Genomic DNA, 16,375 nt, shown 5'->3' on the forward strand with positions numbered 1-16,375 from the left:
CCGGGAGTGAGGGCTGCCCGCACGCAATGGTTGCGCGGGTACAGGACGTACCCAACGAGACATCTGGGTTTTTGATCAGGCTCTACGTGCCGATCCCAATCACCGTCTCACGGTGGAACGGATGAAAGCCGTCGATGGATGTACCGGCGCAGCGTTGCTGCGCCCCGACCGAGCGGCTGCTACAACAGGAGAGGTTGAATAGGTGCGCCGTGACCATCGTCGTGGATACCTGTAGGGGCGAGGCGGCATCTCGCCCTGCCTCGTGCAGCTCATCAATCGCGTTGCCTCCATCGCCGAGGTTCATCCGTCGTGATGTCATAGGGGATTATTCGGATAGGCGCTCAGAACTCTCTTGTTCTCGTGCGCCGTCGCGTTGTGAGGTGAGCGGGTGAGACTCGTCCTGTAACCGACCGTTTCGGGTAGGTTCAGCATTACCGTGTTTTTCGTGTAACTTTTTGGCCGCTCAAACGCTTTCTTTATTGAGCACCATTTTGAGCCCTAGGAAGACACGATGAATGGAAAACACCACCCGCTGCCCGTTGCGCTGCCGCCGTTGCCCCTGCATCCTGCCCAGCGCTGTGCTACAATACCGGCAGACCCACCTACCACAGCAAGGAGGAACTGCGATGACCCATCCTACTGCTACTGCACCTGCACCGCTCCCCGAAGAAGACCCCTTCCGCTACGGCTGGCGCTACGTCCGTCGCCCGACCCCCGACGACCCCGACCACCTCGAACCAGTGCCGCTCACCCTCGAGGACGTGTTGCACCCCGAAGTGGGAGACTTCATCGTGCACAGTGACCGCCACGAAACCGACCGGATGTACCTCACGGCGGTGCTGCGTGCCCGGCTCGAAGCGCACGGGCAGGCCATCGTGCTGAGTGATGTGCGGGTAGCGTGGGACGTGCCCGACCTGCGGCCGCACGGGCCGGACGTGATGGTCATTCCGGGGCTGCGTGAGCGACGGGATTGGAGCACCTTTGACGTGGCGGAAGAGGGGGTACGACCGGCGTTGATTATTGAAATTACGTCGCCGGAGACGCGGGAGAACGATGTGGTGTGGAAGGTGGTGCACTACGCACGGGCGGGGGTAGCGCAGTACGTGATTGTGGACAACCTCGGGCGGCGGGGGGAGCGGCAGCTCCAATTACTCGATTACCGGCTGGTGGGGGACACCTACCGGCTCCAGCCGCCCGATGCGCGGGGATGGGTGTATCTGGAGGTTGCCGGGCTGTGGCTAGGGGTGGAAGGCGACCACGTGGTGTGCTACGCCGACGACGGCACGGCGTTTGGCGACTACGCGACGGTGGTGCAGCAGGCGGCAGAAGCTGAGGCGCGAGCGCGACAGGAAGCGGCAGCGCGGGCGGAGGCAGAAGCGCTGGCACGTGCGGCAGCGGAACAGGCCCGACGGGAAGCGGCAGCGCGGGCCGAGGCAGAAGAACAGGCTCGACGCGAAGCAGCAGCGCGGGCGGAAGCCGAAGCGCGAGCGCGAGCAGCGGAAGAACAGGCGCAACGGGAAGCAGCGGCGCGAGCCGAGCTTGAAGCTCGTCTGCGCCAGCTTGAAGTCGAGCTGCGGCGCTTGCAGGGTTTAGAAGAATGAAACAGCAACAGTCTTATTGTCGGGAAACCTATTGTCTCTGTGGGGCTTCCATACATGCTATGTGAAGCCCTGCGTGACAGCGTCGCTGAGGAAAGGAGGGTTTGATGTTTTGTAAATGGTGTTGGTCTTCAGGAAACTGGTAATATGTGTGATATAGTATACTAAACAAGTCATATTCGTTGTTGATTACGTTGGCAAGTTCCTATGAACGATCGAAGTTACTTCGGCAGAGTTGCCAGTTGGAAACAAAAAGAGGGATACGGTTTTATCGCTTCACCAAGTCATCCGGGCGACATCTTTTTTCATATTCGCGATACCTTCGACTGCAACTGGCAGCCTCAGCCAGGTGAAACGGTCAAATTTACTGTTCAGCTCGATGCTCAGGGGCGATTACGGGCAGTCAATGTACGAACACAGTCGGCAGCGCCACAGATCGCTGGATCGGTTTCTCGGTTTGATACGGTGTTGGCCTTGTTGGTCGTTGGCGCATTTGTAATCTTGCTGGGGCTTACAGTATTCGCAATGGTAATGCCATCATGGGTTATTGGGTGGTATCTGGCGTGTAGTGCAGTGACGCTGATGTTATACCAGGAAGATAAGCGGCGAGCACAATTTGGAGTTTGGCGTATCCGCGAACAGACTCTGCATGCATGGGAGCTGTTAGGGGGATGGCCTGGTGCGCTGCTTGCGCAGCAGATTTTTCGACATAAAATTAGTAAGTCTTCGTATGCCAGATATTTTTGGGGTATTGTAAGTTTGCATATTGGCGGGATTCTCTTGTATCTGGCAGTTACACTATTGGTCTGGTAACGGATATATCGGGATGCTGATCCTGATGTGGGAGGTTTTCAACCCGCATGTATTGATGTAATGAAGAGAGTGTGCGGCGGTAAGCCGGGTGAGTTGGGTAGGAACGCGCTAACCAGTGGGGTATAGGGTGATGCAAAATAGCAAATTGCGCGTCACAATGCCAGGAAACGTATCTTTATGCACGCCTCTTGTCAGTTCCTCAGCGATTGTTGGGATAGCAAGTGGTGGAAGAGACCAACTGGCGGGCAGGGTGGGATTCGAACCCACGACAGCGTTTCCGCTGTACGGCATTTCCAGTGCCGCGCACTAGACCAACTATGCGACCTGCCCTTGCGGTTGTGATATTACCACATTGTGTAACGCTGTGCAAGTATGATCTGCACCGGTTAGTGCTTTTCTGTGTTCTCAGCTTCGGGTTCCATTCGATGTCTTGACGCTTCAATAGTGTCATCACGAGCTTCTACGCAGCTACGGAGCTGTGGGTTCTTTTCCGCGCTGACGAAGGAGTGCTTCAACTTTTTCTCGGAATCGGTTGAAGTCAATCGGTTTAGTCTCAAAGTCATCACAACCAGCATCCAGTGAGCGTGTCCGATCTTCGGTGAGGGCGTAAGCAGTCAATGCCAGGATCGGAATATGCCTGGTGGCCGGTTGCGATTTGATACGGTGGGTGGCCTGCCATCCGTTGAGCACGGGTAATCCCATATCCATTACAATCAGATCAGGCTGCGCGCTACGGGCGAGGGCGACACCCTGAGCGCCATCGGCTGCCAGAATTGGTTCGTGCCCCATCAATTCTACTAATCGTGCGATCAGATCGCGATTATTAGCATCATCTTCTACGATAAGAATTTTTGCCATTGTTTACCCTGCCTTGTTACTGTTCTATGAGTAGAGACTTGTTTTGGGACAGTAGCCGTCGCAAATGATCGATCATTTGCTCCAGGTTTAATTCTGCTTTGCGTTGAATCATGCTCACACTGACTGCCAGTTGTTGTCGTTCATCAGCGGTTAGCTCATGGGCCGTCATCAAGATCACCGGAATATTCTTCCCGTGAGGATGGCTTCGTAACTGTTCAAGCAATTGTAGTCCATCCATACCGGGCAACATATAATCAAGCAATATCAGGGCCGGTGGTCGGCTTAGCGCAGCAGTAAGACCGGTTTCGCCATCGGAGGCGACCTCTACCGACCAGCCGACGGTTCGCAGGGTTTGGGCGAACAATTCGGCGAGTGCCGTATCATCTTCAACCAGCAAAATATGTGGTGTTGAAACTTCGGCTTTGGGTTGGTAGAAACGTCTAACAATGCTGATCAATCGGTTCGGCTCGACAGGCTTGACCAAATATTCGTCGACTGAGAGGGTCAGACCGTGCTGAGCCTGGTCATCAATCGTTAGCACAACGATTGGGATATGAGATAGCTCTGGGTTTTCACGCAGCCGCGCCAACACTTCGAGGCCGTGCAAATCGGGTAATTTTAGATCGAGGACGATCACCTCAGGGATGAGAGCGGCAGCCAGTTGCAGACCTTCAGTACCGGTCTCAGCAGTAACGATAGTCGCTTCAGTAGCCGGTATGAGTCGACGCAACATATCGCTCATTGTTGGATCATCGTCGATAATCAGTAAAACAGCATTTTTGGCCGTTACTGTCGAGGCGGTCCTGTCAGTCGTGATTGGTGCTGGGATTGCAGAAAGACTGGGCGCGTCCAGGTCTGATGTCGAAGAGATTGCATTAAGTTCGGCAGGGACTTCGATTGTAAATGTTGATCCGAATCCAACAGTGCTTTCGACCGTAATTCTGCCACCGATAAGCGCACATAAACGCTGACTCAAGGCCAGACCCAGGCCGGTGCCACCGTATTTTCGGGTGGGTGTATCATCAACCTGCGAAAACGCTTTGAACAGCTTATCTAGTTTATCAGCAGGGATGCCAATACCGGTATCAGAAACGGTAAAGCGGAACCACTTCTGCGCATTCTCATAATAGTGACTAACGGTTAGGGTTATCTCACCATTTTCAGTAAATTTTGCGGCATTACTTAACAGATTTATCAATGCCTGACGCACCTTGGTCGCATCACTGTTTAGAATACCAATATCTGGTGGACAATTGATCTGGAGGCGATTCCGATTCTTCTCGATTTGGGGCAGAACCGTATTTACGGCAGAGCGCACCAAATCTGCTACATCGGCATATTCGATGCTGACCGTCATTCGACCAGCTTCGATTCGGGAAATATCAAGAATATCGTTAATAAGGGCAAGGAGATGCGTACCGGCAGCACGAATACGTCCGACATCGTGTGCAACCGTATCATAGATACCCTGACCGATTAACTGTTCTAGGAGCTGGCTGTAGCCGATAATTGCGGTCAAGGGAGTACGCAACTCGTGGCTCATTGTGGCAAGAAAGGTACTTTTCGCTCGTGAAGCTGCTTCAGCAGCATCGCGTGCCCTTATCAGCTCTTGCTCGATCCGGCGACGTTGCTGAATCTCGGTTTTCAGGCTTTCTGTCTGGCGGGTAATTTCAAGATTACGGGCATGCAACTGTTGCATCATCGTGTTGAATGCACTGGCGACCTGAGCCAGTTCATGCTCAGGTGGTACGACCAGCGGTTGGGTGAGGTCACCTGTCCCGACTCGTTCGGCACCTTGTCGGAGTTCATTTAGAACGCGGAAGATGAAGCGATCGAGCAGATAATTTATGCTCAGCAGGATGAGCGCACCAAAAAGGAACAGACTGATGGTGACAACAATTCCGGCCCGTGTCGACAGTTCAGTGGCTTCATCTTCAGGTATTTCGGCCAGTAATCGCCAGGGTGTACCGGGAATATTCAGTGCAACGCCGAGAGTCTCTTGCTGAAAGCGATTGATGTAGAAACGCTGGTTCCCATCGGGAGGAAAGGTGCGAAATTCTGGACGTTCGCCAATGGTGGTGTTGGCCAGCACAATTTGTGGATCGGGATGGGCAATAATAGTACCAAGATCATCGACAATATAGGCATGCCCGGTACGGCCAAACCGGATTGTCGCTACAGTTTCCCACAACAAATTCATCCGTAACCGACCGGCGACGACTCCGCCATCACTCGCAGGCATCGACAGAATAATGTACGGTTCACTATTAGTGGTAATGAACAGCGGGCTAAGGTAATTGTTTCCCTTGCGCGCCTGTTGGAACCAGTTTGCGAGCAGAATGCTTGCCGGATTTGTTAGAAGCGGTTGATCACGGCTGGTCGACGCGATGACACGACCGGTTGCATCGACACGGACAATCTCGATCCAGGCGGGTATGCGGTTAAGAATTTCAGGGAGTAATTCAGGTGATTGCCGAATCTGTTGAACCGATAGTGCTCCCACCAGGTTGAGCGTATCTTCAACCCGCAGCAGAAAGTCATCGATTGTGCGCACTGCATACTGAGCTGCTTCGCGTTGGCGACCAGCCCATCCCTCTTGTTCAACCGTTTCAATATATCGGAAAACACCGTAAGCCGCTATCAACAATATTGATAGCATGCTCAGACTTAGAAAGAGCAATAATTTAGCCCGTAAACTGGTTTTAATCGATTGTTGCCAATGTTGTAAGACTTGCACAGACGACCTCGTTGGTGTGCACAGCGTGTTGGTCAATAGTGTGTTTAGCTTCTCCTTCTTCAATCATCGTTGCCGGCAGGCCGGTCTAGGAGCACGCTCATGGGTAATTGCCTGTTGCATAAGATTTGATTGAAAATCCTTGCGATTTCAGCAGGATGCTTATCGTATCGCGAGGAATCGGGCCAGAGCACAATCTTGTCCGTAAGTGCTGTTTCCCAGCGATCAGCCCGTCTTGTAATCGGTTTGTCAACCAGATCGGTACGTACCGGTAAGCCGGTAATACCCCATTGATACACGATTGATATATCAGGTCGTAGAAATCGATCCTGATATTACGTACATTAGGAATGAATGATAACCAGTTTTGATGTGATTGATGACGAACGATACTCTATCGAACACCCACCAACAGGATCACCAGCATTACCGGAAAAAGTCGCACTGATGTTCTCCGGTAAAGCCGGTGCTTCTGTTCAGTATACCACTGAATGATTATCAACTGTTGCTTGCTCGCTCATGTTCGTGCTGATGTGTGCGCTGCGCAGTGAATGTTCCTTCCGTTGACACCGACATGAGGGCGTGTGGAGTGCTGCTCACTGCTCATCGGTTCCAGGTGACGGTTGACCGTCTCTATCCGACAATCTGCTACCTGTTATCCCCGCTGGCGAGGGGGTAATCCCACATCTTACCGTCCCCTGGTGAGGAGTGAGTGGAGAGCAGTGAGCGGTGAGATGAGGCGGTGTAACGCTCACTCTTCTCCGATCTTCATTCGCTTCTCTTCTGCGGTGTGCTGTTGTGGGAAGGTGTTGACTCCTCTCGCAATACGGGCGGGTTTACAACCCGCCCTGACCGGTGAATCGTAAGCCCGAGCCTGAGTTAATCAGCGTTGTCAATCTGTGCCCGCTGTAACGTCCCACTGTAATCAATATAAACGCTCTTCCATTCGGAAAAGACATCGAGCATGGTTGGGCCGGCTTCGCGATGACCGTTACCGGTTGCTTTAACGCCACCGAAGGGCAGATGGATTTCGGCGCCGATAGTGGGGGCGTTGATGTACACGATACCGGCCTGAAGCGCGTGCATAGCCCGGAAAGCAGCGTTGATGTCGCGCGTGTAGATTGCAGAGCTGAGGCCGTAAGCAACGTCGTTGGCAATGGTGATCGCTTCATCAAGGCTATCGACTTCGATCACACTGAGAACAGGCCCGAAAATCTCTTCACGAGCGATCCGCATTTGAGGCGTAACATTGGTAAAGACGGTAGGCGCGATAAAGTAGCCATAATCGTAGTCGCCGCCGGTAAGTCGGTAACCACCGCACAGCAGCGTGGCACCCTCTTGTTTGCCGATTTCGATGTAGTTTAGTACCCGCTGCAACTGCTTTTCATTGACCAGTGGCCCCATTTCGGTAGCAGGGTCGAGACCATTGCCTACGCGCAGTGACTGAGCACGCGCCACAATCCGATCGACCAATTCGCGGGCAACGGCGCGGTGGACAATTAGGCGGCTGGTGGCAGTACAGCGTTGGCCAGTGGTGCCAAAGGCTGCCCACAAGACGCCATCGAGCGCCAGGTCGAGATCGGCGTCGGGCATCACAATTAATGGGTTCTTGCCGCCCATTTCCAGGCTGACCCGTTTGATCCGGCGAGCACCCAGTTCGTATACCAGCCGACCGGTTTCGGTGCTGCCGGTGAAGGAAATGACCGGTACATCGGGATGTTCGACCAGCGGTTGACCGGCCTTTGGCCCATAGCCAGTGACGATGTTGACCACACCGGGAGGTAACCCGGCTTCCATCAGGCACTGCACCAGATTATACGTACTGGCCGAGGCATCTTCACCCGGTTTAATCACAACCGTGTTGCCACAGACGATGGCGGGCAGCATCTTCCAGGATGCAATAGCCATTGGAAAGTTCCACGGCGTGATCAGGCCAACTACACCGATTGGCTGCCGAATACTCATCTGAAACTTGTTGGGCAATTCGGAAGGGGTTGTCACCCCAAACATTCGCCGCCCTTCACTACCGGCGTACTGGGCCATGCCGATCGCTTCGACAATATCACCACCGGCCTCGAAGAGCGGTTTGCCCATCTCGCGAGTCAGATCGCGACTGTACTGCTCTTTACGGGACTGTAGCAGTTCAGCAGCGCGCAGCAAAATCTCGCCACGCTTTGGCGCCGGTACTTTGCTCCAGTGGGGGAAGGCGGCTTTGGCCGCTTCAACGGCGGCATAGACATCGCGCTCGTCGCTGTCGGCAAATACACCTACCAGATCGCGAGTATCGGCGGGATTACGCCGCTCAAAGGTTTTTCCGCTCTGAGCGGGAACGAATTCGCCGCCGATCAAGTTGTGGAATACACGTCCTTCGGACATCGTCGTCCTCCTCAATCGTCTAAAGAATGGCCCTATTCCGGTAACAGTGTGATTATAGCATGGTGTAAGTTGTGGTATGCTGTTACAGATTAACGAGCAAGACGAGGGGATGCATGTGATGGCCGATCTGGAAATGCGCGTAGCAGTTGCCAAAGTTCCTCGTTATGGTGAGCTGGAGAGCGGTGATACGCTCGAGACGATTGAGCGTCCGGGTGGTGGATTTTCGTTTGTTCTGGTTGATGGGCAGGGCAGTGGCCGCAGTGCCAAAACGTTGTCGCATCTGGTAGCGACGCGAGCGATTACGTTGCTGAAAGATGGGGCACGCGATGGGGCAGTGGCGCGGGCTGTGCATGACTATCTGTATACTTATCGAATGGGACAGGTGGCGGCAACGCTGAATATTCTATCGGTTGATTTTGCCGGGCCGAAAATTCTGGTTACCCGTAATAATCCGGCACCGTTTTTCGTTATTACACCACAGGAAATGCGCAGTTTTAACGCGCCCTCCAGTCCGATTGGCTTGCAGCCATTAATTCGTCCTCATATCAGTGAAATACCGGTTGCTCCCTATACCTATATCGTCTTGTTTACCGATGGCTTGTTGCGAGCAGGAGAGCGACGAGGTGAGGATTTGGGATTGCCCAATTATCTAGCGGCGTGGCCGGCCCACGAGGGTCGTGATCCGCAGACGCTAGTTGATAGCATTCTCCAGTACGCACTTGAGCTTGATGATGGACAACCATCTGATGATATAAGTATTGTGGTGCTGGCCATTTTGCCGACGAACGGTATTCCCGGATTGCGTCGCTTGACGATGAGTGCGCCGATTGTGGCAACCAGCCTGTACGAACCACCTGATGAGCCGGAAGTGATAGATGATTAGGGCACCGGATGGCAATGGATCGACAACGTGGCAACCGACGGCAACGATCACCTACGTTACCGCAGGGCAGTGCACGGGAACGAGTTGCTCTGCTCCGTGCCCGGCGTCGGCAGCGTTGGCGATGGCTGGTTCTCATTGGTGGAGTCGTTTGTGTGCTGCTGCTCGCATTCAGCGGTGTAGGTTGGGTATGGAACACTCTGACCAGTATACGCCAGAATGAGCTGCGCCCGCTGACCAGGACGGCAACGCCGACCAGTACAATGTTTCGGCAACCATTTACGGTATTGCTACTCGGTGTTGATCAGCGTGCTGATGGCGGCGAAGGTGTGCGCAGTGATACATTGATTCTGGCGTATATCCATCCGACCGAACAGTGGGTGAGTTTACTCTCGATCCCACGTGATACGGTGGCCGTGATCCCCGGTCTTGGCGAGCAGAAGATCAATGCTGCTTATAACTATGGTTATCAGCATGCAGCCAGTCTGTATGGGCCTGGTACTGATCCGGCTGCTGCCGGTGGGGCGCTGGTTGCCGAAACCGTTGCGATGTTGCTGAATATGCCGGTTGATTATGTTGCTCAAATCGATTTTAGTGGCTTTGAACGGTTAATCGATGCGATAGGCGGCGTTTTGATCGACGTTCCTGCCCCACTCCTCGACAGTAGTTTTCCTACCGATGATTATGGGTATGAGCGAATCTTCATTCCTGCCGGTCTACAGATTCTCGATGGGAAGACGGCGTTGAAATACGCACGATCCCGTCACGGTTCGAGTGATTTCGACCGTGCCCAGCGGCAACAGATGTTGTTGCGGGCAGTGGTTGCGACGATCCAGCGTCGGGGCCTGATCGATCAGGCAGGAGTGCTCGCAACGTTGCTTGAAGAGGTGCGGCGCAGTATCAAGACGACGCTGCCAATTGACGACCCGGCTGTCTTGCGGGACCTGTTGATGCTGGCCCAAGCGATTGATAGCAGCCGGATCGCAACGTTCGGTATTAATCCGCGTGATGTGGCCGTGGTTGCCGAGATTGGATCAGACATTTACTGGAACCGGCGCGATCTGGCAATGTTGGTCGAACGATTCCGGGCCGGGCCCCAGATCGATAGCGAACTGGCGAAAGTGCAAGTCTTGAACGGTACGCCGGTGAACGGTCTGGCGGGGCGAATCAGTCGTGCGTTGGCCCAGGCAAATTTTCAGACGCTGCCCGCCAGTAACACCGAACGGCGAGAGAAGACTATGCTGATCGATTATACCGGGAAACCGGCAACACTGGCCCGGCTGGCTGCGCATCTGGGTTTGCCACCGAGTCAGGTTTTTGCGACACCACCGGCTGATGCACCGCCCCAACCCTTGGGCGCAGATATTGTGCTGGTCGTTGGGTTGGATTACGAACCACGCTGGGCATTGGTACCGTAATGCGGTGATTCCTGGTTCAGCGTGATGCCGGCGAATGAAATGATATGTTGACAGAAACGACACTCTGGTTTCTACTGATCTTTATTTTTTTGGCGCCGCCGATCGGTGCGCTGATATTGCGTATGAGTCAGCGTTTCATTGGCGCTATCGGTATCGCAATCGGGATGACTGTCATCCTGATCGGAGTGGCAGCGGCTATCTTTACAATCAGTCGGAATCCATTGCCACCCCTGCGGATCAGTGATTTGACGTTGTTACCGGCCTGGGTACCGCCAGTCCCCGATGCGCTCGATCAAGAGCTGTTACCGGTTATGCCAACAGTGCCGGTCGTACCAACAATGACACCCCGACCAACGCTGACGGTAACGGCGACGAGAACGCCTGAACCAACACTCACTGCCGAACCAACTCCCACCGTTGAACCAACACCCACTGCCGAACCAAGTGCGACTCCGGAACCTCCTGCTACCCCAACAGCCGCTGGACAACGACGCTATACTGTGCAGGCCGGGGATACATTGCGTGTCATTGCCGAACGGTTTGGGGTTACAATTGAAGCAATTCTACAGGCTAATAATCTTACTCCGGCACAGGGTGACAACCTGCAAGTCGGGCAGGAACTGGTGATCCCATGACAACGATTCGCACGATTGAACGCCGACCATTCATTGAGCGTGGGCCGGCCCCACTCTTAGTCATGTTGCACGGTTTCGGTAGCAATGAACGTGATCTTTTTGAACTGGCTGATATGATCGATGACCGGGTCCATATTGTGAGTGCGCGGGCGCCAATTGCCCTCCCCTGGGGAGGATTTGCATGGTACGAGCTGAGTGGCGCTCCGGGCCGGTTAATTCCCGATCCAGTTGGGCGATCAAAGGCGGTTGAATTATTGATTAGGTTCATCAGTGAATTGCCGGGTCGGATCGGAACCGATCCCCAGCGTACTTATTTGTTTGGCTTCAGCCAGGGGGCGATCTTGAGCCTGGCTTTGGCCTGGCGGATTCCGGAACGCCTGGCCGGTGTTATTGCGGCCAATGGGTATCTTGATCCTGCCTTCACCACGCAGCCACCGGCTGCCGGTATCGAACGGCTTCCTATTCTGCAACTGCACGGAACCTACGATGAGGTGATTCCGGTCGAGCACGCCCGGAGTACTCGTGATATACTGACGCGCTACGCGCCTCGTCATCGGTATCACGAGGATCCGGTTGGGCACAGTCTGCATCCAAACGGTTTGAGCCTCATGCAGCATTGGCTGGCCGAGCAACTCGATGGGCCGCCGCCTCATACTGCCTGATGATAGGGGGCTTTTTTCGTGCAGGTGAGGTATGACCACTCATGGTTCGCGCTGTGCCAGTTGTGGGAAACCGTTGGTCGGTAGCTACTATGTCTTGGTTGATCGTCCAGAGCGGTTTTGCCCACAATGTATTGCTACCCGGCCCCGCTGTAGTACGTGTGGTGCGCCGCTCGGGAATCACTTCTGGGAGCTGCATGATGGGCGGCAGCAGTGTGATGCCTGCCATGCCGTGGCAATCTACGATCCGAGGCGAGCACAAGACCTGTTTCAACAGACAGCGAGTCTGTTGGCTACAGGGATGGGGTTACAGCTTTGGGTAGGGGTGGCCTTTCGTCTGGTTGATGCGCCAACGATGGCCCGGTTACGTGGCCTGGTTGCTCCGGGTCAAGATACACTTGGGTTGTACCGACGGCAGAATCATGTGCGGGTCATTTATGTGCTCTACGGGTTGCCGATGCTCGTTTTCCGTATCACGGCAGCCCATGAGTATGCACACGCATGGCAGGCCGAGCATTGTCCGCTGTTGCGGAATGATTTTCTCCGTGAAGGGCATGCGGAGTGGGTCGCCTATCACCATCTCTTGCAGCTTGGGAGTCATAAAGCGGCGGCACGGATGCTTGACGAAAATCATCCCTATCAGAAGCCACTGCGCTATCTGTTGAACCTCGAGGCGCAATTAGGAGTTGAAGGCGTCAATGCGTATATGATGCGGATTGATGACTGACGTGGTAGGGCGGGGGTTGATCACAATGCGCCTCACTAGGCCGTTGCCATTGACCATCACATCCTGTCGGCGAGCATAGTAGTACTAAAACGATGAAAATATGGTGGCTTGATCCGTTTCATGGAGGATCACACGCGGCAGTGGCGAGCGGTTATGCCGCACATAGTGCTCATCAGGTCAGACTCATTACAATGAATCAGGCTGGGGGATGGCGGTGGCGGATGCGAGGTGGGGCGATCACGCTGGCCCGGCAGGTGGCAGCGTTAGCTGAAATCCCTGATGTGATCGTTACGACCGATATGCTCGACCTGGCCGTCTTTCGGGCGTTGACCGATCGCACGTTGGGATCGGTTCCAGCCGCGATCTATTTTCACGAAAATCAACTGACGTATCCACTACCGCCGGGCCGCAAGCGCGATTATACCTTTGCCTGGATCAATTTTACCAGCGCATTAGTAGCCGATGCGGTTATTTTCAATTCTGATTTTCATCGGCGCGATTGGCTAACCGCCCTGCCGGCCATGCTCCGACGCTATCACGATTACCACGAGCTACAGACGGTAGATCAGATTGCTGCCAAGTCACTGGTGCTTCCACCTGGTCTTGATCTGCCACCCTTGCCATCGCGTCGTCCGCGTGACCCATCTGCACCGCCGGTCATTCTGTGGAATGCGCGTTGGGAATATGATAAGCAACCACATGTTGTGATGGCAGCGTTGGAATATCTGGCTGCGCGTGGGGTGACGTTTCGCCTGATTGTAACCGGCGAGCATATTGATCCGACGGCCCCTGATCTAGTGGCCGCTCGCCAGCGTTGGGCCGATTGGACCATTCATTGGGGTTTTGCCGAGAGTCGGGCAGCGTATCTGAATCTGTTGCAGCAGGCCGATATTGTGGTGTCGGCAGCCATCCAGGAGTACTTTGGGATTGCGATTCTCGAAGCGATTGCCTGTGGATGTGTGCCGCTGTTACCGGCCCGACTCAACTATCCCGATTTGATACCGCCGGAATGGCACGCTGATTGTCTTTACCCTACAGATGATGATCTACCAGCGGCGTTAGAGCGGTTGATCGCGGATTTGCCGCGATTAATGCAGTACAATTGGTCGGCGCTGGCGCTGCCTTACCGCTGGCAGAATCTGGCCCCACGTTATGACGCGACGCTAGCCGCACTGGTACGGTGATGAGATGGTGGAGCAAGGCTGGGGCGAAGCACCGCTTCGCCCCTACGAGTCAACATCCAACTGCGCGGGTCAGTTCTGGTCGTAACACCGTCCTGGCCGGATCAAGACGAGCCAGCACTCGTTGCACGATTCGCAGATCGTAGGCGATTTGGAGATTTTGCTGGGCATCGGGTGCAAACAAGCCGTGACCATAACGGTCGAAGCTGTTAGCCAGGTATAGCCACATATCGTTATCAAGTGTGTTTTCCGGCAGAAGACTGTACCAGCGCAAAAAATTCGTGATATGGGGTGAAGGATTGAGCGGGGGTAATTGCGGTTGCCCAAATACCATCCGCAGCCGATCACGGGCAGCAACCGCGTCACGGACGGTATCTTGCAGAGCGGCGCGTTGCAAGCCAACCGGTGGTGGTGGCAATTGGGGCAGTGATCGGCGATAAGCATTGATATTGATCTGCTGCGCATGGGTCAGTATCTGGGCATCACGCGCTGATAACTGCTGGGGATGGTGAACGGTCGCAACAAACCAAACGTTTGGCGGTACCGGCAGAGCAGATAGCCTTTCAACGGCAAAGGGTAAGAGGTTGAGCCGCTTGTGTACATAATGAAAGAGTTCATCGGGGGCCAGGCCGTCGAAATAGACAATGTACAGCTTTCCGGTACCTTGTGGCGACTGCGCCTCGCTGAGCACCTCACTCAACTGGCTGTCACCGAACCGAGTATGCAGATCACGGAAATAATCATGTTGACCACTGCGTGTTGCCCAGTTTGCCGAACCAATCCTTATCAATTGACCGGGCGCGTCGCCGACAATTGCATGGGCCAGATGCTGCACCAGCGCCGCTTTGCCCGCGCCGGCGCGACCGCTCAGGACGAGACAGGGATAGGTTTTGAGCGCAACGTATACTGCTGTCAAGAGGCGGGCCGTTGCGGAATCGGCGGCAGATGTGAGACGCCGAATAGTTTCTTGTTCGGCACTACGCGAGAGGGCATGGTCAGCGGCGACCATACCTGGCTTCTGCCTGCTACCAGACGAGGCCAACTCCCAGCGGCCATCCTCGGCCTCGCCGCGAGCGCCATTGCTTACGGCATGGAAGTTGTAAGCTATCATAGTGGTTCACCTGAAACGAATATCAGACAAATCGCTGACATTCAACTCTTGACTGACGCCATTAACCGTAGCGCGATCGCCGATCAGGCTACGGTTGAGAATCACCGACTGAATTTGAGCACCGGCATTGATAATCGAATCGCGCACAATAGCCTGGCGCACAACTGCACCATCGGCAATCGAGACGTAGGGGCCGATAACGGCCTGGTCGATCACGGCGGTGGCGGCAATGTTAACCGGAGGAATGATGACAGCGTTTGGATACTCGGTAGCATAGTGGTGACCGTGGTCGAGGAGATAACGATTGGTATCTAGCAGAGCCTCGATGGTGCCACAGTCGTACCACACCCTGACCGTTTCGGCGCGCAATTCTTCACCGCGGTCAATCATCACTTGCAGAGCATCGGCCAGATAGAACTCGCCTTTGGTTTGGATGTTGTTTTGCATAATGTAGTCGATAGCCGACATAAGGCGGGAGGCCTCTGGTACGTAGTAGATACCGGCCACTGCCAGATTAGAGATCGGCTCGCTCGGCTTTTCGACCAGACGCACGATGCGCCCTTTTTCAACGACTACCACTCCAAAACGACGCGGATCGTCAACCTCTTTGCAATAGACGATGCCATAGTTGGGGTGTTGATTGAGTTGTTCAATATCAAATTCGAGCAACCCATCACCAAACACGACCAGAAGCGGCCCGGTTAGATCATGGGCCAGCGCAATCGCATCGGCCTGCCCCCGCATCACCTTCTGTTCGAGGAATCGCATCGGGTAGGTGTAATTTGCCCGCATAAATTCCTCAATCTGGTTCCCTAAATAACCGACCACGCAGATCAGTTCGTCAATTTGGAGGGGAGCCAGATAATCAATGATGTGGGCTAACACTGCTTTGCCGGCGACGCTCACGAGTGGCTTAGGTCGCACGAACGTATGCGGACGGAGGCGAGTACCGAGGCCGGCGGTCAGGATCATAACGCGCATACGTTAGCTCCTTGGGCCACAACTGCAAGCGCTGCAACTACATCCACTAGCGGAGCTGCTGGTGGTGTTGGTGGTTGCTGCTTCGCCACGGCTATGCGTTGCAAATAAGGACAAACGACGTTGCACGTGGGTGCTTTGGCAGAAGGGGCAAACGATGTTTTGATCGGCAGCGTTCATCGGTCGTAGCTGTTCGAACTGGTGGGTGCAGTCCAAGCAGCTATACTCGTACATCGGCATAGCGTCACCTCATAACATCAGGGGAAAGGATATGGGGCGGACGTGGCCCACCCGCATTATACCATGGTGCCAGTGGTAATGGGATAACGGTTTTCTTATTTTGGCGATAATGTTTCTGAATAGGAGTAAGGGGCGCAGCAGCACTGTGTCCGTACATCCGTATAGGA

15 protein-coding genes and 1 tRNA gene are annotated in these 16,375 nt (G+C 54.4%); 9 read left to right on the top strand and 7 right to left on the bottom strand.

What is annotated here, in order from left to right:
• Positions 1 to 626 precede the first annotated feature (626 nt).
• Together JE47_RS0115480 and JE47_RS0115485 are read left to right on the top strand one after the other, a co-directional pair.
• Positions 627 to 1,601 (top strand): Uma2 family endonuclease, encoded by a 975-nt coding sequence (locus JE47_RS0115480; RefSeq protein ID WP_031460626.1) that lies wholly within the window; start codon positions 627 to 629, stop codon positions 1,599 to 1,601.
• Positions 1,602 to 1,805: 204 nt separating this feature from the next.
• A complete protein-coding gene (locus tag JE47_RS0115485; RefSeq protein ID WP_051871179.1) occupies positions 1,806 to 2,411 on the top strand; it encodes a DUF1294 domain-containing protein in 606 nt (201 codons plus the stop codon).
• Between the two features lie 239 nt (positions 2,412 to 2,650).
• On the opposite strand, the gene JE47_RS0115490 is transcribed toward JE47_RS0115485, so the two are convergent.
• From JE47_RS0115490 to JE47_RS0115500, 3 genes are all read right to left on the bottom strand, one after another.
• Positions 2,651 to 2,741: transfer RNA gene (locus JE47_RS0115490), tRNA-Ser, on the bottom strand.
• 138 nt (positions 2,742 to 2,879) lie between these two features.
• On the bottom strand, positions 2,880 to 3,269 hold the full coding sequence (locus tag JE47_RS0115495; protein WP_031460628.1) for a response regulator: 390 nt from the start codon (positions 3,267 to 3,269) through the stop codon (positions 2,880 to 2,882).
• Between the two features lie 16 nt (positions 3,270 to 3,285).
• Entirely contained in the window at positions 3,286 to 6,006 is a 2,721-nt protein-coding gene (locus JE47_RS0115500; protein ID WP_035419634.1) for a response regulator, read from the bottom strand.
• A 351-nt stretch (positions 6,007 to 6,357) separates the two neighbouring features.
• Between JE47_RS0115500 and JE47_RS21825 the strand changes: the two genes are divergently transcribed.
• A complete protein-coding gene (locus tag JE47_RS21825; RefSeq protein WP_160173292.1) occupies positions 6,358 to 6,498 on the top strand; it encodes a hypothetical protein in 141 nt (46 codons plus the stop codon).
• Positions 6,499 to 6,882: 384 nt separating this feature from the next.
• Here the strand turns inward: JE47_RS21825 and JE47_RS0115515 are convergent, their stop codons facing one another.
• Positions 6,883 to 8,379 carry an aldehyde dehydrogenase family protein gene (locus tag JE47_RS0115515; protein ID WP_031460631.1) on the bottom strand — a complete coding sequence of 499 codons (1,497 nt, stop codon included), beginning with the start codon at positions 8,377 to 8,379 and terminating at the stop codon, positions 6,883 to 6,885.
• Positions 8,380 to 8,497: 118 nt separating this feature from the next.
• Here JE47_RS0115515 and JE47_RS0115520 point away from each other — a divergent pair, with 118 nt between their 5' ends.
• From JE47_RS0115520 to JE47_RS0115545, 6 genes are all read left to right on the top strand, one after another.
• Positions 8,498 to 9,262 carry a PP2C family protein-serine/threonine phosphatase gene (locus tag JE47_RS0115520; protein WP_031460632.1) on the top strand — a complete coding sequence of 255 codons (765 nt, stop codon included), beginning with the start codon at positions 8,498 to 8,500 and terminating at the stop codon, positions 9,260 to 9,262.
• Between the two features lie 14 nt (positions 9,263 to 9,276).
• Positions 9,277 to 10,677: an LCP family protein gene (locus JE47_RS0115525; RefSeq protein ID WP_031460633.1), complete on the top strand. Its 1,401-nt coding sequence runs from the start codon at positions 9,277 to 9,279 to the stop codon at positions 10,675 to 10,677.
• A 44-nt stretch (positions 10,678 to 10,721) separates the two neighbouring features.
• Positions 10,722 to 11,312, top strand: coding sequence for a LysM peptidoglycan-binding domain-containing protein (locus JE47_RS0115530; protein ID WP_031460634.1), 591 nt, complete (start codon positions 10,722 to 10,724; stop codon positions 11,310 to 11,312).
• The gene (locus JE47_RS0115535; RefSeq protein WP_031460635.1) at positions 11,309 to 11,974 is read left to right on the top strand and encodes an alpha/beta hydrolase; all 666 of its coding nucleotides are present in this window, start codon (positions 11,309 to 11,311) and stop codon (positions 11,972 to 11,974) included. The genes JE47_RS0115530 and JE47_RS0115535 overlap by 4 nt, the downstream gene beginning before the upstream one ends.
• Positions 11,975 to 12,005: 31 nt before the next feature.
• A complete protein-coding gene (locus JE47_RS0115540; RefSeq protein ID WP_031460636.1) occupies positions 12,006 to 12,698 on the top strand; it encodes an LIM domain-containing protein in 693 nt (230 codons plus the stop codon).
• Positions 12,699 to 12,790: 92 nt separating this feature from the next.
• Entirely contained in the window at positions 12,791 to 13,882 is a 1,092-nt protein-coding gene (locus JE47_RS0115545) for a tRNA-queuosine alpha-mannosyltransferase domain-containing protein (protein WP_031460637.1), read from the top strand.
• Between the two features lie 49 nt (positions 13,883 to 13,931).
• On the opposite strand, the gene JE47_RS0115550 is transcribed toward JE47_RS0115545, so the two are convergent.
• Genes JE47_RS0115550 through JE47_RS21395 form a run of 3 tightly spaced genes read right to left on the bottom strand, consistent with a single transcriptional unit; the run spans position 13,932 to position 16,208 of the window.
• Positions 13,932 to 14,990, bottom strand: a complete 1,059-nt coding sequence (locus JE47_RS0115550) for a hypothetical protein (protein ID WP_031460638.1) — start codon at positions 14,988 to 14,990, stop codon at positions 13,932 to 13,934.
• Between the two features lie 6 nt (positions 14,991 to 14,996).
• On the bottom strand, positions 14,997 to 15,971 hold the full coding sequence (locus tag JE47_RS0115555) for a sugar phosphate nucleotidyltransferase (RefSeq protein ID WP_031460639.1): 975 nt from the start codon (positions 15,969 to 15,971) through the stop codon (positions 14,997 to 14,999).
• A 3-nt stretch (positions 15,972 to 15,974) separates the two neighbouring features.
• Positions 15,975 to 16,208, bottom strand: a complete 234-nt coding sequence (locus JE47_RS21395) for an FmdB family zinc ribbon protein (protein ID WP_081910052.1) — start codon at positions 16,206 to 16,208, stop codon at positions 15,975 to 15,977.
• Positions 16,209 to 16,375 lie beyond the last annotated feature (167 nt).

The sequence above is a fragment of the Chloroflexus sp. MS-G genome, assembly GCF_000735195.1.
Lineage (GTDB): Bacteria > Chloroflexota > Chloroflexia > Chloroflexales > Chloroflexaceae > Chloroflexus.